The organism is Streptosporangium sp. NPDC023825 (assembly GCF_040639575.1).
Classification (GTDB): domain Bacteria; phylum Actinomycetota; class Actinomycetes; order Streptosporangiales; family Streptosporangiaceae; genus Streptosporangium.
The window spans coordinates 63727-82860 of the sequence record NZ_JBFAAE010000007.1 but is presented as its reverse complement, the minus strand read 5'-3'; the positions used below and the strand labels follow the sequence as shown (position 1 = coordinate 82860).

The following is a 19134-nucleotide window of genomic DNA, read 5'->3' as shown; positions in this document are numbered from 1 at the left end:
GTCAGTCCTTGTCGCGGTTGGACGGGCGCAGCCAGAACGGCGGCGGCTCACCGGCCTCCCCGCCGCGCTCCGCCCGCCTGGTGATCCAGAGCGGCGGCGCCTCGGACGACCTGCCTGCGGAGTCCCGGTTCCGCGGACCACCGGCGCTCCGCGAGGAGCCACCGCTGCCGAAGATGCTCCCGCCGGAGCCGCCGGAGCCCGAGGAGCCACGCGAGGACCCGCCGCCGTTACGCGATCCCGAGCCGGAGCCGCCCCGCGAGGAGCCGGAACCCGAGGAGCCCCGGGAGGAGCCGCCGCCGAAGATGCTCGTGCCCGAGCGGCCGCCCCCCGAGGAGCCGGAGGAACCCGAGGACCTGCCCGCCGGGGGCGCCGAGGGCCTGACCGCCGGCGCACCGGACGACCTGCCCGCCGAGGATGACCCGCCGCCCGAGGAGGACCGGCCGCCCGAGCCTCCCTGCGGGGCCCAGCCGCCGGAACGGCCGCCGAACCAGCCGCTCGACCCGCCCGAGCCGCTCGACCCGCCCGGCCCGCGCCCGGAGGAGCCTCCGGACCTGGTGGGGGGCGCGCCGCCTCCCGTACCGGCTCCGGAGAGGTTGAGCGGCGGCGCCGCGCCGGGGCGGGCCGCGGTGACCGGCCTGCCGGTGCCCCTGCGCCGCCCGGCAGCCTGGGAGTCGGTGTCGAGCGGAGCCGGTTGCGCGCCCGCCGGGACCCGAGTGCCCGACGGCGTGGCCGGCGTGGCACCGCCGTCCTCGCCGCGGACCCTGCCCTGGGCGACCGAGGCGGCGGCCGCCGCGCCGACGGAGGCCCCGCCGGCCATCGCGGCCGCCTGCAGCATCGGCTCGGCCTTGCGCATGCCCCACCGGCCCGCCCTGGCCGCCGCGACCGGCGGCAGTACGGACGCGGCCCGCTGCAGGGTCGGCGCGGTCGCCGCGTCGCCGAGCATCCGGGTGGTGAGCGTGTGCCCGTCCATGGACGAGAACAGGTGCTGGAACGGCCGCCGGTAGAAGAACACCGCGATCGTCAGGATCGCCATGAACATGACCTGCATGCCCCACGGCATCGCCGTGGAGATGATCAGGGCGTAGCCGTACACGAGCACGCCGAGGACGAGGGCGAGCACGGCCTGTCTGAGCAGGGTGCCTATCAGCATCTCCACCCAGCGCATGGCGATGATCCGCCCGGATCCCGGATGGACGCCGATCAGCAGGAAGACCGGCGCGAGGATCAGCAGCAGCAGGAAGCCGACCTTGAGGACCAGCAGCGAGACCGCCACCAGGAAGATCAGCAGTCCCGCGACCACCGCGGCCATGAGGGCGCCGATCGCCACCCCCAGGCGGCTCGTCCAGTCCTTGCCCTGGAAAAGGGGGAAGACCGGCGTGTTCTGCAGCTTGTCGGCGACCTCGGTCTCATATCGTGCCTGGTGGGAGTTCGCCTCCGGCATCTGCTCGGCCTTCATCTCGGCCGCGTCGATCGTCTGGATCTCCAGCAGTTTCGCGCCGAACACCTTGACGATGGGGGCGTCGGCGTCGGCCGTGCCGAACTGGCCCATCAGCCACGGCTTGCAGACCAGGGTGGACCAGAGGGCGTCGGAGTTCTGCTCGACGCCGGGCACGCCGCTCTGGCCGTACCCGCCGCTCTTGACCTGCGGGTTGGTGTCGCCCTTGGCCGGCAGGCAGGAGGTCCCGCCCGCGCCGGGGAGCCCGGAGAAGGCGGAGTTGACCACCTCGCCCGTCTTGTCGGTGACGACCTTGCCCAGCCCCGTGAGGTCGCCGGGGCGGCTGAAGAACCAGACCGCCACGGTGACCGCGAGGACCATCCAGATGACGCCCTCGGCGGTGGTGGTGGCGCGCTTGCGGATCAGCCCGTACCAGGCCAGCCAGATGGCGCCGAGGATCACCAGCGGCCGCAGGTACGGCCAGTACATGGCGTCGGCCAGGCGGACCACCATGTCGTCGACGACGTTCTTGATCGATTCCAGCGGGCCCTCGGTGGCCGCCGCCTGGTAGGTCGTGATGGTCAGCCGGTCCAGCGCCTTGGCCCACAGGAAGACCGTGTTGGCCATCGCGTTGCCCATCACCGCCGCGATGTCGTCGCAGCCGAGCAGGTGGGTGTGCCAGAACTGGCCGCTCATGCCGTACGTCGCGTAGTTGCCCTGGACCGCCGGGGCCTGCGCCGCCGGGGCGCCCGGCTGGGCGGCGTCGGGAAGCGGCGGCTGGATCAGGCCGTCGACGCCTCCGGCGACCATGTCCGGGGACAGGTCGGGAGACATGTCGCAGGGAGCCGCGGCGACGGCCGTGGACGTGCCGGCGGGGAACACCAGCGGCAGCGCGAGGAAGGCGGCCAGCGCCACCAGCCCGATGGCGATCCGCCTGCCCAGCCGTCCCCTGCGGGAACCCCCTCTGCGGGAGCCCGTCGCCTCGCGAGGCCCACCGGGCACGCCAAGCCCGCGAAGACCTTTCGGCCCCTTGAGGGACCGTCTCTCACGAGAGCCCTCAAGCCCCTTGCGGGAGCCTTTCATGACCGCACCTCCAGCGCCGCAGCCCCCGGCCTACCGACTCTGTCGCCCCCAGGAAGATCATGCACTTTCTCGTCGGGTTTGTCGTGGGTCGGATTCGTGTCCAGCCAGCGCAGCAGCTCATCCGAGATCAGGTCCACCCCGATACGGCCCGCGCGACCGTCCAGATCCCGGAAGACGCATTCGCCGTTACCGAGCGAGCGCAGCACCGCCTTGTGCTCCTCGGACGGTTCGACCCCGAGGAGCGCCATCACGTGCTCCACCTCGACCCGTTCGGTGGAGCGGAACGCGAAGACCGACGACAGGCAGTTGGTCACCTGCTCGCTCAGCAGGTCTCCGGCGTTCTGCGAGACCAGGACCAGCGCCGTGTTGCGGGAGCGGCCCATCCGGCTGACCTCGGGCACCAGCTTGGCGCCCTCGGGAGTGGAGGTGATCGCCCACGCCTCGTCCAGGAAGATCGCCTTGGGCGTCCGCCGGTCCAGGCCGTTCATCAGACCCCGCGCGAACTGCGCGACGAGGTAGAGCAGCGCCACCGACAGCCTCTGTTCGTACGAGTAGTCGTCGCGGCCGGTGGAGGCGTCGGGCAGCGTCAGGCCGCCCAGGGTGAAGACCGTGGTCCAGCCCTCGGTGTCGATCTGGTCGCCGCCCGAGGGGTCGAAGCAGAGCCTGGCCAGATGCATGTCCGACATGGAGCGGAGCACCGCGCCCAGGTTCTTGGAGGCGGCGTCCTCGGTCCGCTCCAGGAAGTCGACGACCTTGCCCAGCGACGGGTCCTCGGCGTTGGACACCGCGGCGACCGCCTGGATCATCGCCGACTCGCGCTCCTCCGACATGCGAGGCAGCAGCAGACGCAGGGTCTCGGTGGCCATCGTCTTCTTGGCCGCCAGGTCGTCGCCGAACGAGAACGGGTCCAGCAGGCCGGGAGCCGCCGAGCCCAGGGGGATGATCCGCGCCTTCCTGCCCCGCTTCTTCAGCAGCTGCACCAGCGATTCGGCGTCGCCCTTGGGGTCGATGACCGCGACCGTCACCCCGCGCAGCGCCATCTGGTAGATCATCAGCAGCGCCAGCGTGGTCTTGCCGCCGCCGGGCTCGCCGGTGATGGCGATGGCCGTCGGCCGGTTGCGTGTCGCCGCCACCAGCGGGTCGAAGTGCACGATGCTGCGGGCCCGGCCCAGGGTCTCCCCGACGTACGGGCCCATCCAGCCCGAGGCGCTCTCGTCCACCCGGTCGCCCAGGTCGACGGTGGCGGTGGCCATGCCGCCCGCGATGGTGCGCAGCGGCTGCCGCTGCGCGTAGGCGTTGACCCGGACCCGCTCTCCCGGCAGCGTCTCGCAGAACAGCGAGAACTGGTCGCCGGTGGAGTTGACGATGTCGATGCCCATGTCGCGGTAGTGCTCCACGACCGCCTCGACCCGCTGCACGCAGATCTCCTCGGTCGGGGCCGACACGATCAGGCGGTGCCAGCCGTACACGAACGGCAGGCGCTCCTTGGTGATGCCGTGCTCCAGCATCCGGGCCGCGTCGATCTGCTCGGCAAGGGCCAGCGGCGCCTCCGCGCCCGCCTCCCGGATGTGGATGTCCATGTCGCGGGCGTGGGCGAGCTTGCGCGCCACGTCCTTGCTCGCCTTGACCGGCGGGATCAGCCGCATCCTCGAACTGATCTCCACGGGGAAGGGCAACTGGTCGGCGAAGTGCATCCACGGCTCGCCGTCGGGGAAGGGCATGAGGTCGGGGAAACGGGCGAAGGACATGTGCGCCACGTAGGAGTCGCCCTGCGGCTGCTCGATGCGCAGCAGCGCCCTGCCGTTGTGGATCTGCCCCTCGACGAGGGACTCGATCTCTCCCTGCCCCCACCGGCGCTTGGGGCTCGCCGAGGCCGGAGGGTCGCCGAGGGACCCGGTCGTGGCGTGCTGGAAGAGCCAGGCGAGCTCGACGGAGGTGGCGTGCCTGGCGTACAGCGCGCTGGCGGACAGCGCCCTGCCCAGCCGCTCCGCCTGCTCGGACCATTTGGCGATCTCGGCCTTGGGGACGTGGTCGTCCTCGATGCCCAGGGCCTTCTCGCTGCGCTGGTAGAAGCCGAAGAGCTGTGAGAGGACCCCGGTGCCCAGCTGCCGCCCGCGCGTGCCGAGCCGCACGCCGAGGTAGACCTCCTTGGTCCAGAAGTCCTTGGCCCAGACGTGGCGGTACATGTCCTCCAGGTAGTCGCGCCAGCCCGGCCCCTCGTCGGAGGTGGCGTTCAGCGCCATCGCCCACTCGGCGGCGGGGTAGGTGCGGTGCGCCACGCGCAGGTGGACCTCGGCGTCGGGCATGCGGATGGCGGCCAGCGCGATCGTGATGTTGGTGGCCAGCGCCTCCCGCTCCTCGGGGGTGATGAACTCGTAGCTCACGGTGGGAAGCCTGAAGTAGGCCCAGACCGACGAGTCGGTCAGCAGGATCCGATCGTCGAAGTATCGGACGGCCAGGCGGCTGCGCGTCCGGGAGGCGCGGCTCACAGCCCCTCCCCCACCGCGCGCGCGGTCCCGCCTCCGCGGCCTTCACGGCCCTCACGGCCTCCGCGGACTCCGTGGCTTTCGTGGCCTCCGCGGTTTTCGTGGCCTCCGGACCCCTCGCCGGCCCGGATCCCGTCGCACCCGCTCGCCCTCACCTCGCCCGGCCCACCCTGGCGAACCCCGCCGAGGCGGCCCGTACCGGCCCGCTCCGGTCCGGCCAGGCCCGGCCCGGTCGTACGAACCTCGTACGACCCGTTCACCCGCGCCCGGCCCAACCCGCTCGCCCGTACGCCGGCCTGCCCGCTCACCACCTGGACCTCGTCTCGCCCGTTCACCACATCTCCTCGCGCCCGGGGGATCACTGGGCTAGTTCCTCCTCGCTGGGTCGACCCGCCTGAACCGTTCCGAAGCCCGCCACGACGACACCGGCCAGGGCGAGGTACGCCCGGCGGCCCGGTGCCCTCAGGTGGGACGGTTCCACCCGATCGGCCCTGCCCGGGGCCAGCGCGTCCTCCCAGGGAACCCGGACGATCGCCCGGCACCTGCCCCGCGCGACCGCCTCGGCCTGCTCCACGTCGGCCATGCTGCGGCGGCTCACCCCGTTGACGACCATGACCGCCCGGTGGCGCAGGTCGGCGCAGCCGTGCCCGTCGAGCCACTCGTAGGTCATGGCCACCGCGTCCGGCCCGTCCTCGCTGGCCGGGACGACGAGGACGAGCTGATCGGCGTAGGGGAGGACCCGCGCGGCCAGGGCGGCCGCCGGGTCCACGACGATCGTCTTGTAGTGCCGGTCGAGCATGTCCATCGCCTGGCCGAGCCGCCGGTCGGAGAAGAGCGTGCGGTCCGACAGGCGCTGCTCGGCACCGGCGTCGCTGTCTCCGGCGAGGACCTCCAGCCCCGAGGCGCAGCGGCTGGTGTAGGCGCGCATGCCGAGGTATCCCTGGACGTTGTCGAGCCCGGAGAGCAGGGAGCTCAGGGTCTCGGGCGACTCGCCCTGGATCCTGCCGGACAGGGCGTGGGAGCCGGTGCTGGCGTCGACCGCGAGAACCCGGTCCTCCCGGTAACGGGCGAGGGTGTGGCCGAGCATGAGCGCGGTCGTGGTCTGCCCGGCACCGCCGGTGCATCCCAGGACCACCACCCGGCGGCTGCCGCTGAACACCGCCCTGGCCCGCGCCTCGTCGATCTCCGAGCCGTCCGTACGGCCACCGCCGCCGGGTCCGATCACCACCTGGGCGAGCCGCCGCCAGCCGCCCGAGGAGTCCCGGCCGACCACCGACTCCACCCGGCGGACCCTGGTCTCGGCCTCGCCGCGCTCGGAACCGGTCACCGGCACCGCGGGGGCGACCGGATCCGCCGTGGCCGATCCAGAAGGGACCGCGCGGATCGACACGCCGCTTCCCTGGGCGCCGGTACCCGCCGGGGCGCCGGGCCCTCCCTGCGCGCCCGCGTTCCTCTCCGGCGGCCACGCCTGCGAGGTGCCGGCCGGTCGCCCGATCGGCGCGGGCTGCCCCTTGCGGTGCTGGCGCCGCGCGCTCTCCTCGTCCTGCCTGTCCTGCGGGAGCCCGGCCGCCTCCGTGGCGCGGTGCCCGATCGGCGCCGGTCCGACGAACCTCGGCACGAAGGACGGAACGCCCGGGGCGGAGGGCTTCTCCGCGGGGCCGGGCACGACGGCCGGCCGCTCGGCGGGCACCTCACGGGCCGGGGCGGGCGTCTCCACCCGAGGCGGCTCGGGAATCGAGGGCGGCGGCACGGCCGGGGCCTCCGACCGCTGCCGGACGGAAGGCTTCGAGGTGGAGGTGACGGTCTCGGAAGGCGCGGCGGTCTCGGAAGGCGCGGCGGGCGTGGAGGGCACGGCGGGCGCGATCACCTCGGGGGGCGCGGCCGGCGGGGTCGGCACGGAAGGCGTGTTCGCCACGGCCGGGGCGGTGGCGGCGCGCTGGGCCTCGGCGGAGGCCGCGAGCCTGCGCAGGCGCCGCAGCGCCTCGGTGCCGATGGGAGCGGCCGGAGCCGCGGTCGCGCCGGACGCCGCCGGGGCCTCGTCCCTCGAATCGCCCGCCTGCCCCGCGGCGGATCCGGCCGCCGGAACACGGTCCTGCCGCCCCCCGGACCGTCCGGTGGAGGGACCGGCGGACGGATGCGAGACCGAGCCCACGACCGGCGTACCGGGCACGGACCCGGCGTCCTCGGTGGACGCGGCGACCTTGGAGCCGGGCGCGGAGGCTTCGGAGCCGGACGCGGAGGCTTCGGAGTCCTCGGAGGCGGGAACCTCGGAGGCGGCCCCGGGCTCGGCGAGATCGGAGGCGGGGGCCTCGACGGGCACCGAGAGGGACGACACGACGGGCAGGGGCGCGCGCGGCACGGAAGGCGCGAAAGGCGCGGGAGGCATCGGGAGGACGGCGGGGACGGTGACCGGGGGCGCCTCGACGGCCCGAGGCGCCTCGACGGCGGAGGGCCGGCCGAGAGCCGGGGCGGTGCCCTGGCGGGGGGCGTGGACTTCGGCCCAGGCGACGCGCTCGCGGGCCACCGGAGCGGTGGCGGCCGCCGCCGCAGCGGCGGCCACGGCGGGACGCACCTCGCGCGAGCGGGCGGCGGCGCGCTTGGACTGGGCGTGCCTGGCCTTGCGCGACGCCTTGACCCGTACGGCCGCGTGCTGCGGCGCGGCCCGCCAGATCCGGCCGCTCAGCGTGACCTCGGCGGGCTCGGAGAGAGGGGCCATCCGGCACCAGGTGCGCGGCTCCCCCACGTAGCGGGCCTGCGACTGGAGCAGCTCGGTGAGCCTCTTGCTCTCGATCACCGGCCGGGTGGAGAGCCAGGTGACGACACCGGGCGGCACCAGGTAGAGCACGTGCCAGGGGGCGGCGAAGGGCAGGCCGAGCAGGTAGAGAAGCAGCGACCACGGGGCCAGCACTCCCACGAACCCACCGATCCAGACGATCGGGAGCGGCATCGGCAGCCGTAGGTCGTACAGCTTGTAGAGCCGCTTCTCGATCCTCCAGATATTGGTGTACGTGGGCAGATCCACGTGATCCTCCTCTCCGCCTCTCCTTGTTTGACCGTTCGAACCCGGTCTCAACCCCCCGAGATGCCCAGTGCGCCCGCGATCGCCTTGGCAGTCACCTCGATGATGTTCGGCACGTAGAAGATCACTCCGATGGCGATCGCCAGGATGATGAACTGGACGAACCTGGTGATCTCACGGGTGAAGAGGAAGAAGAGGGCCACCACCGAGACGATGACCAGGAAGAGCGGGGCGAAGAAGCTGCGGAGGAAGTCGGCGAGGCCCTCGGTGTTGACGCCCGCCGGAGGAGCTGTGGGCTGAGCGAGCTCTATGGCGCTCAGCAGCATGGTCTTGAGAATCACTTCTTGTCCTCCGTACTCACGATCGTGCCCGCCGGGCGGCGACGGGCCCGCGGCGCGTAAACGCGGGGACCCGGACCGGCGGCTCATCGATCAAGGGGGGTCTGCTCACCGTGGACCGGCACCATTCGATCATGCGTTACCCCGCCACAGATCGATATGCGCCGCGGATGTCCTTGACGAACCATTTGTCGCCTTGCTTGACCATGGTGAGCAAGTAGGACTGTTCCAGCTTGCCTCCTGTTTGGCCGGGATCGGCGGGCTCCGGCTCGGCGGACGGCTCCGCCTTCGACGGGACACCCCACAGGACCGTCGCGGTCACCTTGCGGGTGGCCCCTCCGTCGAGGGGCACCATGAAGTCCTTGAGCTGCTGGAAGGTGAACGCGCCGCCGAACCCCTGCAGGGTGACCCCGGCGTCGGCGTACTGCTGCAGCGCGGTGGTGTCACCCGCGTACGCCCTGAAGAAGTCCTCGAGCGTGGTGCGCAGTTCCTGCTCCGCGGCCCGGTCGCGCTCGGGCGCGGCCTTGGGCGGCAGGTCGGCCACCCTCGGCGCGGGCAGGATGCCCGGACGCCCGGCGACGACGAACCTCTTCGCGGCCCGGTCGTGGTAGACGGGCACCGACAGGAGCTGACGGCGGTCATCCGACTGGTAGGCGACCGTGACGACGGCGTTGGCGGTGTCGACGACCTCGATCCCGTACGGTTGCACCGCTCCAGCGCTCATCCTGCCGAAACCGTCCCAGCCGAACTGCGCCTCGGCGCCCTCGGGCAGGTAGGGGGCGAGCCTCGCCTCCCTCTCCGAGAGGCGGGCCCCGTCGAAGTTCAGGTAGACCTCGGCGAACTGCGCCGCGAAGGCGGAGGCCTGGGCCGCGGGGAATCCGTCGTCCGGCACGGACGCCGCGCCGGAGGGGGCGTTCTGCTGGGTGAAGCGCTCGAAGGGCGCGCGGACCCCGTTCACCACGATGACGACGATCAGCGCCCAGAGCACGGCACGGCCGGTCCACACCAGCCAGCGACCGCCTCCACCGGACCAGCGTCCGCGCGACGCGCCCCGCCCGCGCGCCGGAGCGCGATCGAGATCGTCGGGAAAGTCCGGGTATGCCGACAGCTCGGGGTCGCCAGCGATCCGGGGATCACGCTGGACCGTCGACCTTCGAGCCATCACGCCTCCGCTCGCGTCAATCCTCGGCCGGTGCGGGGTCGTATCGCCGCCGATCCCATTGGCCATGGTGACGCACTTACTCTAGCCGCCCAGCCGATTCTTCCAGGAAAGCCACGCCTATGCTGCAGGCATCGCGATGACTGAGCAAACCCGGTCTGGAACGCCGACGAGGCCGCCGATGCCGCCGATGACCCGCGAAAAGCGCATTACCCCTGGCCAGCGCGTGGGCTGATTACTCAAAAGCCACCCATTGCTAACTGGACGGCCCCCGGACTGTCGCGACCTGCGCATTTAACACGAAATACGTCACCTAGGGTGACAACCCCCAAATAGCGTGACTCAGCACGTCCGGCCAGGAATGGATCATCGGATGTGGTGGGCAATCGTCCGGATCTGTCTGCGTCCGGATCTGTCTGCGTCCGGGTCTGTCTGGGCGGCGGAAAGCACGACGGGGTTGAGTGAGGGGTCCGGAGTGCCCCTGGCACGCGCGGCGCCGCGCCCCCTCGCCGGAACCCGGCCGGCCCATCCCGCCCCGCCCCGGGTGCCCGTACCGCACGCCCATGGACGTGACCCCCGACGGCGGGCAGGCCGCGTTCCCTCGGGTCCCCTCAGGTCCCCACGGGTCTCCTCGGAAGGGAACACCCGGCCGCCCCACCGGCGGGCCGGGGACTCCTTCGTGACCCGTGAGTTCGTGACACGCGAGCGGTCAGACGTTGAAGCGGAACTCCACCACGTCGCCGTCGCGCATGACGTAGTCCTTGCCCTCGATACGGGCCTTGCCCGCCTGGCGGGCGGAGGCGATGGACCCGGCCTCCACGAGCTCGTCGAAGGAGACGATCTCGGCCTTGATGAAACCGCGCTGGAAGTCGGTGTGGATGACCCCGGCCGCCTCGGGGGCGGTGGCGCCCTTGCGGATCGTCCAGGCCCTGGTCTCCTTGGGGCCGGCGGTCAGGTAGGTCTGCAGCCCCAGGGTCTCGAAGCCCACCCTGGCCAGCTGGGTCAGGCCCGACTCCTCCTGGCCGACGGACTGCAGGAGCTCCAGCGCCTCGACGTCGTCGAGCTCGACGAGCTCGGACTCGATCTTCGCGTCGAGGAAGACGGCCTCGGCCGGTGCGACGAGCGCCGACAGCTGGGCCCGGAGCTTCTCGTCCACCAGCTCGTCGGCGTCGAGGTTGAAGACGTACAGGAACGGCTTGGCCGTCAGCAGGTGCAGCTCGCGCAGGTCCTTCGGGTCGATGCCCGCGCCCTTGGCCCCGGCGTACAGGGTGGTGCCGCCGTCGAGGAGCTTGAACGCCGCCTCCGCCGCGTCGAGCGCGGCCTTGCGGTCCTTGTTGGTCCTGGACTCCTTCTGCAGGCGGGGAATCGCCTTCTCCAGCGTCTGCAGGTCGGCGAGGATCAACTCGGTGTTGATCGTCTCGATGTCGCGCCCGGGGGCGACGCCGCCGTCCACGTGGGTCACGTCGGGGTCGTTGAAGACCCGGATGACCTGGCAGATCGCGTCGGTGTCACGGATGTTGGCGAGGAACTGGTTGCCTCGCCCCTGTCCCTCCGAGGCGCCGCGGACCAGACCCGCGATGTCGACGAACTCGACCTTCGCCGGCAGGATCTTGGCGGATCCGAAGATCTCGGCCAGCTTCTCAAGACGCGGGTCGGGAACGCCGACGATGCCCACGTTGGGCTCGATGGTGGCGAACGGATAGTTCGCCGCCAGGGCGTTGGCGGTCTTCGTCAGCGCGTTGAAAAGCGTTGACTTGCCGACGTTGGGCAATCCGACGATGCCGATGCTCAGGCTCACGTGAGCCGAGTTTACGCGGAATGACCCACTGCTACCTGCCACGGACGGGTCACAGGTGAGCGTCACGGGCACGGACGGAGCCGGTTCCGGTCCGGGAGCGCGCCGGCTTCGGGAGCGTGTCGGCGCGCCAGGAGTGGCCGGGCCTGGAATCATGCCGGGGTGGATGTCATGGCGCTCTCCTTCCAGCTCGCGGTGGGCCTCGCCGCGGGACTCGCGATCGGGTTCCTGCTGGGCCGGGCGCGCGCCTCCTCCGGAGCCGCGGACGTCACGGCGCGCCTGGCCGACGCCGAGGCCCGCGCGAAGATCGCCGAAGAGAAGGTCGCCTACATCGAGGGGCAGCTCTCCGAACGGTTCCAGGCCCTGTCGAGCCGGGCGCTCGACGTCAACAACCTGCGGTTCCTGGAACTGGCGGAGACGAGGCTGGCCGCCAACCGGGCCGAGGCGGCCGGTGAGCTGGAGCAGCGCAAGCAGGCCGTCGAACACCTGATCGAGCCGCTGAAGGACACCCTGGCCCGCGTCGAGACGCAGCTGCGCGACACCCAGACGGGCCAGCGGGCCGCCCACGCCGAGCTGGCCAAGCACATCGACGTCGTCCGCGAGAGCAACGAGCAGCTCCGAGCCCAGACGAGCTCGCTGGTACGGGCCCTGCAGCGGCCCGAGGCCAGGGGCAGGTGGGGGGAGCTCCAGCTCCGCAGGGTCGCCGAGATCGCCGGGATGCAGCGGTTCTGCGACTTCGACGAGCAGGTGAGCGTCACCACGCCGGACGGTGTCCTGCGACCCGACATGATCGTGCGGCTGGCCGGCGGCAAGAACATCGTGGTCGACTCCAAGGTCTCGCTGTCCGCCTATCTGGAGGCCGCCGAGTCGGCCGATCCCGACCACCAGTCGGCCCGGCTCGACGCCCACGCCCGGCACGTGCGCGACCACGTCGATCGGCTCGCCTCCAAGCCCTACTGGCAGGCGTTCAGCCCGGCGCCGGAGTTCATGGTGCTGTTCATCCCCGGCGAGGCGTTCCTCGCCCCGGCCCTGGAACGCGACCCCGCCCTGTTGGAGTACGCCATGCGGCGCCGGGTTCACATCGCCACGCCCACCACGCTGATCACCATGCTCCGCACCGCGCAGTACGCCTGGCAGCAGGCCGCGCTCGGCGAGAACGCGCGGGCGATCTTCGAGGTCGGCAAGGAGCTGTACGAGCGGCTGAGCAGCATGGGGCGCAACGTCGACGCCCTGGGCCGCTCGCTGAGCCGGGCCGTGGAGTCGTACAACAGGACGGTCGGCTCGCTGGAGACCCGGGTGCTGGTGAGCGCCCGCAAGCTGAACGACCTGGGGCTGGTCGAGACCGACCTGGACACGCCGCAGGCGGTCGAGGACCTGCCGCGCGCCCTGACCTCGCCGGAACTGCTCGCGCAAGAGGAGCCAAGCTCACCTCTCGTATCCCGCCTGAACGGTAGGTTGGCCAACGACCTGCCCTAGAAACTGTTCCCTGAAGGCTCCGGCGGCCGGACACTGGAGACAGCGGGTTCGACGACGCGGGAGTCCGCGAGGGCCGGGCAGGGTCAAGGGGGCGAGTGGTGGACGAGCGAGGCGGCGTGCAGCCGGCCGGCGGGGTGATCGCATGAGTGAGCTTGACCGGGCCGCGGGCATCCGGCTGACCGTCCGGGGCGCGCTGGCCTTCGTACTGGCGTCCACGCTGGTGGGCAGCGTGCTGCAGGCGCTGCTGGGAGTGGCGGCGCTGACCGGGGCGGCGTTCGTGGCCGGTTGCGTGGCCGCCGCGGCGCTCGTCAACCGCCGGGACCTGCTGTCGCTGGTGGTGTCCCCGCCCCTGGTCTTCTTCGTGACCACCGCGTTCATCGAGGCGGTCCGCTCCCTGTTCGCGGCCACCCCCGTCCAGGCCTTCGGCCTGGGCATGTACACGGCGTTGTCGCAGGGAGCCCCCTGGCTGTTCGGCGGCTCGTTCCTGGTGCTGGTCATCGCCTGGCGCCGCGGCCTGACCCGCTGCGTCCGCGAGCTGCGCGAGGAGCTCAAGGCGACCAAGGCCTCGGTCCCCCGCCCGAGGAGCGGCGGCGACGGCGGCGGCACCGCCTTCGCCCCCGAGCCCGAGGGATACTTCGAGCCCAAGGTGTACGGCACCCCGCGCGAGGGGCAGTAGCGGCCGGGCGTGAGGCCTCGCCGGTGAGGGGTCCCTCGGGTGACGGTGTCTCCCGAGGGAGGCGCCTGATCGGAGCCGCGTGGTCCGGACCCGTGGTCAGACCGTGGCGCGCAGGTCCTTGCGCAGCTCGTGCGGGAGCGCGAAGCGCACGCTCTCGTGGACGGACTCGACCTCCTCGACGTCCTCGAAACCGTTCCGCGCCAGGCGGGCCAGGACCTCGGCGACGAGCTCCTCGGGCACCGAGGCGCCGCTCGTCACGCCGACCGTGGTGACGCCGTCGAACCAGGCGTCGTCGATGAGCGAGGCGTCGTCGACCAGGTAGGAGGCGTCGGCCCCGTGGTCGAGGGCGACCTCGACCAGCCGCTTGGAGTTGGAGGAGTTCTCAGAGCCGACGACGATGACCAGCTGGGCCTGGGCGGCGATCTCCTTGACCGCGACCTGGCGGTTCTGGGTGGCGTAGCAGATGTCGTCGCTCGGGGGGTCGATCAGGTTGGGGAAGCGCTCCTTGAGCCGGGTGACCGTCTCGGTCGTCTCGTCCACCGACAGCGTGGTCTGTGACAGCCAGACCAGCCGCTCGGGGTCCTTGACCCGCACCGTGTCGACCGAGTGCAGGCCGTCGACGAGCTGGACGTGGTCGGGCGCCTCGCCCGCGGTGCCCTCGACCTCCTCGTGGCCCTCGTGGCCGATGAGGAGGATGTCGTAGTCCTGGGAGGCGAAGCGCTTGGCCTCGTTGTGCACCTTGGTCACCAGGGGGCAGGTGGCGTCGATCGTCTTGAGGCTGCGCAGGGCGGCCTCCTGGTGGACCGCCGGGGAGACCCCGTGGGCGGAGAAGACGACGATGGCGCCCTCGGGCACCTCCTCGGTCTCCTCGACGAAGATCGCCCCACGCTGCTCCAGCGTCTTGACCACGTGGGTGTTGTGGACGATCTGCTTACGAACGTAGATCGGGGCGCCGTACTGCTCCAGCGCCTTCTCCACGGCCTGCACCGCACGATCAACCCCCGCGCAGTAACCACGGGGCTTCGCCACTAGTACGCGTCGGGTCGCGGGGGTGTCTGAAGTCATGCTCTTATGCTACGTGGACACGCCCGCGAGACAGCCCATACGTCCCACAGGTTCATGCGGCACAAGTCTTGCCACACTAGCCTTCTCGATACAGACCTCCCAGGGAGACGATATGTCAGTCCCCGACATGATCCGCAATGTCACACAAAAGGCAAAAGACCTGCCGCTGCACATGTTGCAGAGCGCGCTGAGCGGGGTCGGCCAGGCCCTGCTCCTGGGCGACCGCGTCCGGAACAGGTTCAAGGGCACCTCCGGCCAGGGCGAGACCGACGAGCCCTTCGGGACGGCCGGCGACAGGCCCGCGGAGACCGGTGAGAAGACCAAGGACCAGGCGGGGGAGCCCACCCGCCGCGAGCCCGTCATCTTCGCGCCGCGCCCGGAGAAGGCCGCGAGCAGGCCCGCCGCCGAGAGCAACGGGACCAGGACCGCCCCCGACCCGGTCATCTTCAGCCCCACCAAGCCCGACACCGCGACGCCCTCCGCTCCCGAGGTCAAGGCTTCCGAGGTCAGGGCTTCCGAGGTCAGGGCCGAGGAGACCGCCGACGCCCCGGCCACCGCCGGAACCACCGGCGCACCCACCGCTCCGGAGGCCGAGACCGCCACGGCGAAGCCCGCCGAGGCCGCCTCCGCGGAGGCTCCCGCCGCCGCGGAGACGGGGGCGAAGGCCGTGAAGGCTCCCGCCGCCGCGGAGACGGAAGCCCCGGTCGTCGCGGAGACCCCGGCCGCCACGAAGGCCGAGGCCGCGCAGGCAGCCGCCACCCCGGAGGCGAAGGCCACGGAGACCACCGCCCCCGAGACCGCTGAAGCCAAGGTCGCGGAGGCCCCGGCCGCCGAGCCCACCAAGCCCGCCGAGCTCGAGGTGACCGAGAGCGCCGCCACGAAGACCGCGAAGGCCACGAAGGCCGCGAGGGCCACGGAGACCACCGCCCCCGAGGCACCCGCCGCCGAGGCCAAGGCCCCCGCCAAAAAGCCCAGGACCACCCGGGCCAAGGCTCCCGTCGCGAAGCCCGAGGCCGCGGAGCCCCAGGCCGAGGCGAGCGCGGTCGCCGAGACCCCCGCCAAAAAGCCCAGGACCACCCGGGCCAAGGCCAAGGCTCCGGCCACCGAGGCCGCCGCGTCCGAGACCGTGGACTCCAAGGCCGTGAGTTCCAAGGCCGCGGGGTCGAAGGCCGGGAAGTCCGGGGCCGCGCGGTCCGAGAGCATCGCGCCCGAGGCCGCCCAGACCGCTCCGAAGGCCAGGGCGACCAGGACCCGCAAGACCACCAAGGCCGCCCCCGCGGAGACCGTGGCCGAGAACGCCGAGAACGCCGCCGAGGGCGCGGAGGACGGCGCCCTGACGAGCGCCACGGCGAGCAGCACGGCGAACGCCCCCGCGGAGGCCGTGCTCGAGACCCCCTCGGCGGTGAAGGTCGAGGTGACGAAGGTCGAGACCGCGAAGCCCGAGACCGCGGACGCCGCGGTGGTCGAGGTGACGCAGACCAGGGCCGCGGCCTCCGAGGCGGCCGGCGCGGCCGGTGCCCCCACGGCGGCGACCGGCACGCCCGCCGAGCCGCTGCCCGGTTACGCGGAGCTGACGGTCGCGTCCCTGCGGGCGCGGATGCGCGGCAGGACGGCCGGGCAGATCCTGGAACTGATCACCTACGAGCGGGCCACCACCAACCGCGAGACCGTCGTGCGGATGTACGAGAACCGCCTGGCCAAGCTGGAGACCGCGGAATAGTCACGTCCGGCGCGTAGGCTCCCGGCCATGAGCTCGAAGACCACCCCTGAGCAGCCCCTCCCGGTTCGCACGGTGTTGCAGATGGTCGGCGGCTGGATCGGCAAGCTCGGCACCGTCTGGGTCGAGGGGCAGATCACCGAGCTGACCGCCCGCGGCGGCACGGTGTTCCTGACGTTGCGCGACCCGGTGGCCAACGTGTCGGCCCGGGTCACCTGTCCGCGTGGCGTGTACGAGGCGACCCTCCCCCGGCCGGTGGACGGCGCCAGGATCGTGGCCCACCTGAAGCCCGACTTCTGGGTCAACAAGGGTTCCTTCGCGTTCACCGCGCTGGAGTTGCGGCCGGTCGGGGTCGGCGAGCTGCTGGCGCGGCTGGAGCGGCTGCGCCAGCTGCTCGCGTCCGAGGGGCTCTTCGGTGTCGACAGGAAGCGGCGGCTGCCGTTCCTGCCGGGCACGGTCGGGCTGATCTGCGGTCGTGACTCGGCCGCCGAGCGCGACGTGCTGGAGAACTCGCGGCGCCGCTGGCCCGCCGTGCGGTTCAAGGTCGAGCCGGTGGCCGTGCAGGGGCCGTACGCGGTCGGCGAGGTCACCGAGGCGCTGCGCAAGTTCGACGCGGACGGCGAGGTCGACGTCATCGTGGTCGCGCGCGGCGGCGGGTCGATGGAGGACCTGCTGCCCTTCTCGGACGAGTCCCTCGTCCGGGCGGTCGCGGCGTGCCGCACGCCCGTGGTCAGCGCGATCGGCCACGAGCAGGACAATCCGCTGCTCGACCTCGTCGCCGACGTGCGCGCGTCCACGCCGACGGACGCGGCGAAGAAGGTGGTGCCGGACGTCGGCGAGCAGATGACGCTGATCCGCCAGCTCCGCGACCGGGGCCGCAGGGTGGCGAGCGGCTGGCTCGACCGCGAGACGGCCTGGCTGGCGGCGGCCCGCTCCCGGCCCTCTCTCGCCGACCCGGTGCGCGAGGTCGAGCGCAGGGCCGAGCAGGCCGAGCAGCTCAGGGACCGGGCGAGACGCTCCCTCACCGCCTCCCTGGACCGCGCCCAGGACTCGCTGGAGCACCTGCGCGCCCGCCTGGTCTCGCTGTCTCCGGCCGCCACGCTGGAGCGCGGCTACGCGATCGTGCAGCGTCCCTCGGGCGATGTCGTACGTCTCGCGAGCGAGGTCTCCCCCGGTGACGAGCTGACGGTGCGCTTCCCCGACGATCGGGTGACGGTCAGGAGCGAGACCGCCACGTGAGCGAGGGGTAGCCGTCGTCGACGAAGCCGAACTGCCGGTAGAGGGGCTCGGCGTCGGAGGTCGCGTGCAGGTCGACCCTGTGGACCCCGCTGTCGCGGTACCAGTCCAGGAGGGCTCCCATGATCGCCCGGCCGTGACCCCGGCGCCGGTGCCGGGGGTCGGTGGCCATGCCCTGGACGTAGCCGTAGCGGCCGTCGGGCAGGGAGGGGCCGGGAAAGCGCTGGAAGATGAGGCCGATCCCGCAGGCCGCCAGTCCTTGGGGGGCGTCCACCACGTAGACGGCCGTGTCGGAACTGCCCAGCCGCTCCTCGAGGCTCTCCGCGTAGGCCCCCTGCCACTCCTCGTCGATCGGGTAGGTGCCGTCCTGGGCCATCCGGTCGGCCAGGACCTCACGGAGACGCACCAGTTCGGGGATGTCCTGCGGTGTCGCGTCGCGAACGTTCACCCGGGAATTGTCCCAGCCGTACGACGCGGTTGAGCGGCCGGGGAGGCGCCGGTGGACCACCCGTGGCGGGGCCGCGGGCGGTACGGCGAGGCGCCGCCGGGCTGACCTCGCCGGTGAGAGCGCGCCGGGACCACGCCGGGCGGACGGTCACGGGCTGAAGATCTCCGGGACACGACCTAAGGTGGGGTGCGTGGCCGATGAGAAGACACCGTCGTACGAGCAGGCGCGCGAGGAGCTGACCGAGGTGGTCCGCAGCCTCGAGGCGGGCGGGCTCACCCTGGAACAGTCGATCGAGCTCTGGGAGCGCGGCGAGAGGCTGGCCGCGGTCTGCGAGGAGTGGCTCCAGGGGGCCAGGGTGAAGCTCGCGGCGGCCATGGCGCAGCGGCGGCAGCCCGATGCGGCCGGAGACGCCCCCTTCTGAGCGGTCCGGCCCGAACGAGCGGCCCGGCCCGAACGCTTCCCCACCGCCGGCCCCTCGCGATCGGCGTCCGGGCCGCCGGGAGGGCCGGACGGTTGTGGAGCGCGGGAGACGACGACCCACCCGAAGCCGGACGGCGGGCGGGAATCCCCGCCCTTCCGGTGGAGCGAACCTCAGGACCTCGGAAGTCCTTCAGACGGAGCGGGCCTCAGGCCTCAGGCGCCCATCATGCGGAGCGGGCCTCAGGCCTCAGGAGGTTACTTTCGGCTGCTGCTTGAGGGATCCGGCCAGGGCGGACAGCTCGTCCCACGGAGCGGTGCCGGTGACGACGATCGTGACGTCCGGCAGGAGCCGGACGAGGGAACGCTGGTTCTTGTCCTCGCGGACGCGCTGCTCCCAGGTCACACCGTTGATCTGGACGGTTCCGGTGACCGTGGAGGTGTTGGAGAGCCGGTTGGCGAACCCGGCCGCGGGCTTCTCGTTGCTCTGCGCGAGCATCGCGTGGAAGCGCTTCGCGGTGGCGAAGCCGAGCCTCCAGGTCGTGACGCCGTTGGCGTTCGTGTTCCGGGAGCTGTTCGGGACCCATCCGGCGGCGACGGGCTCGGGTGCCCACACCTGGAAGGGAGCCGTGCGGCGCAGGTCGGCCAGGGCGATCGAGTAGTCGACCCTGGGGATGTGCTCGGTTCTGCTCTGCGGCGTGACCAGCAGGAACAGGCCGACGGCGCCCAGACAGACCGCCATCGCGAACACGTAGCCGTAGAAGCCCTGAGTGAACTTTTGCAC

At 72.2% G+C, this 19134-nt stretch carries 14 protein-coding genes; 5 read left to right on the top strand and 9 right to left on the bottom strand.

The genetic code is table 11. The features are described 5' to 3' along the window. Window position 1: 1 nt before the first annotated feature. The 6 genes from AB0G15_RS09025 to ychF all read right to left on the bottom strand — a co-directional run bounded on the left by AB0G15_RS09025 (window position 2) and on the right by ychF (window position 11318). On the bottom strand, window positions 2–2437 hold the full coding sequence (locus AB0G15_RS09025) for a type IV secretion system protein (RefSeq protein WP_362836863.1): 2436 nt from the start codon (window positions 2435–2437) through the stop codon (window positions 2–4). A gap of 77 nt (window positions 2438–2514) precedes the next feature. Then, window positions 2515–5007, bottom strand: coding sequence for an ATP-binding protein (locus AB0G15_RS09020; protein WP_362836861.1), 2493 nt, complete (start codon window positions 5005–5007; stop codon window positions 2515–2517). Between the two features lie 355 nt (window positions 5008–5362). Continuing rightward, window positions 5363–8026: a TcpE family conjugal transfer membrane protein gene (locus AB0G15_RS09015; protein WP_362836859.1), complete on the bottom strand. Its 2664-nt coding sequence runs from the start codon at window positions 8024–8026 to the stop codon at window positions 5363–5365. Between the two features lie 47 nt (window positions 8027–8073). Continuing rightward, window positions 8074–8349: a hypothetical protein gene (locus tag AB0G15_RS09010; protein ID WP_329093688.1), complete on the bottom strand. Its 276-nt coding sequence runs from the start codon at window positions 8347–8349 to the stop codon at window positions 8074–8076. 151 nt (window positions 8350–8500) lie between these two features. Beyond that, window positions 8501–9523, bottom strand: coding sequence for a conjugal transfer protein (locus tag AB0G15_RS09005; RefSeq protein WP_362836857.1), 1023 nt, complete (start codon window positions 9521–9523; stop codon window positions 8501–8503). A gap of 706 nt (window positions 9524–10229) precedes the next feature. Next, window positions 10230–11318 (bottom strand): redox-regulated ATPase YchF, encoded by a 1089-nt coding sequence (gene ychF, locus AB0G15_RS09000; RefSeq protein ID WP_362836855.1) that lies wholly within the window; start codon window positions 11316–11318, stop codon window positions 10230–10232. 168 nt (window positions 11319–11486) lie between these two features. Here ychF and rmuC point away from each other — a divergent pair, with 168 nt between their 5' ends. Together rmuC and AB0G15_RS08990 are read left to right on the top strand one after the other, a co-directional pair. Beyond that, window positions 11487–12791 (top strand): DNA recombination protein RmuC, encoded by a 1305-nt coding sequence (gene rmuC, locus AB0G15_RS08995; RefSeq protein WP_362685602.1) that lies wholly within the window; start codon window positions 11487–11489, stop codon window positions 12789–12791. Between the two features lie 142 nt (window positions 12792–12933). Next, window positions 12934–13467 carry a DUF6542 domain-containing protein gene (locus AB0G15_RS08990; RefSeq protein WP_362836853.1) on the top strand — a complete coding sequence of 178 codons (534 nt, stop codon included), beginning with the start codon at window positions 12934–12936 and terminating at the stop codon, window positions 13465–13467. A gap of 96 nt (window positions 13468–13563) precedes the next feature. On the opposite strand, the gene AB0G15_RS08985 is transcribed toward AB0G15_RS08990, so the two are convergent. Further along, a complete protein-coding gene (locus tag AB0G15_RS08985) occupies window positions 13564–14532 on the bottom strand; it encodes a 4-hydroxy-3-methylbut-2-enyl diphosphate reductase (RefSeq protein WP_362836851.1) in 969 nt (322 codons plus the stop codon). A 112-nt stretch (window positions 14533–14644) separates the two neighbouring features. Here AB0G15_RS08985 and AB0G15_RS08980 point away from each other — a divergent pair, with 112 nt between their 5' ends. Beyond that, window positions 14645–16252, top strand: a complete 1608-nt coding sequence (locus AB0G15_RS08980; protein WP_362836849.1) for a hypothetical protein — start codon at window positions 14645–14647, stop codon at window positions 16250–16252. Between the two features lie 27 nt (window positions 16253–16279). After that, entirely contained in the window at window positions 16280–17488 is a 1209-nt protein-coding gene (gene xseA, locus AB0G15_RS08975; RefSeq protein ID WP_362836847.1) for an exodeoxyribonuclease VII large subunit, read from the top strand. Here xseA and AB0G15_RS08970 read toward each other — a convergent pair. Further along, window positions 17466–17933: a GNAT family N-acetyltransferase gene (locus AB0G15_RS08970; protein WP_362836845.1), complete on the bottom strand. Its 468-nt coding sequence runs from the start codon at window positions 17931–17933 to the stop codon at window positions 17466–17468. The two genes, xseA and AB0G15_RS08970, sit on opposite strands and share 23 nt — an antisense overlap. A gap of 190 nt (window positions 17934–18123) precedes the next feature. On the opposite strand from AB0G15_RS08970, the gene AB0G15_RS08965 reads away from it, so the two are divergent. Beyond that, window positions 18124–18354, top strand: coding sequence for an exodeoxyribonuclease VII small subunit (locus AB0G15_RS08965; RefSeq protein WP_362836843.1), 231 nt, complete (start codon window positions 18124–18126; stop codon window positions 18352–18354). Between the two features lie 246 nt (window positions 18355–18600). Here AB0G15_RS08965 and AB0G15_RS08960 read toward each other — a convergent pair whose 3' ends face one another. Further along, entirely contained in the window at window positions 18601–19134 is a 534-nt protein-coding gene (locus AB0G15_RS08960) for a DUF4245 domain-containing protein (RefSeq protein WP_362836841.1), read from the bottom strand.

Bases quoted from the DNA above. Each gene is read 5' to 3' on its own strand.
- AB0G15_RS09005 (WP_362836857.1), bottom strand. From the start codon at position 9,523: ATGGCTCGAAGGTCGACGGTCCAGCGTGATCCCCGGATCGCTGGCGAC.
- AB0G15_RS09010 (WP_329093688.1), bottom strand. From the start codon at position 8,349: ATGCTGCTGAGCGCCATAGAGCTCGCTCAGCCCACAGCTCCTCCGGCG.
- AB0G15_RS08985 (WP_362836851.1), bottom strand. From the start codon at position 14,532: ATGACTTCAGACACCCCCGCGACCCGACGCGTACTAGTGGCGAAGCCC.
- xseA (WP_362836847.1), top strand. From the start codon at position 16,280: ATGAGCTCGAAGACCACCCCTGAGCAGCCCCTCCCGGTTCGCACGGTG.
- AB0G15_RS08990 (WP_362836853.1), top strand. From the start codon at position 12,934: ATGAGTGAGCTTGACCGGGCCGCGGGCATCCGGCTGACCGTCCGGGGC.
- AB0G15_RS08980 (WP_362836849.1), top strand. From the start codon at position 14,645: ATGTCAGTCCCCGACATGATCCGCAATGTCACACAAAAGGCAAAAGAC.
- rmuC (WP_362685602.1), top strand. From the start codon at position 11,487: ATGGCGCTCTCCTTCCAGCTCGCGGTGGGCCTCGCCGCGGGACTCGCG.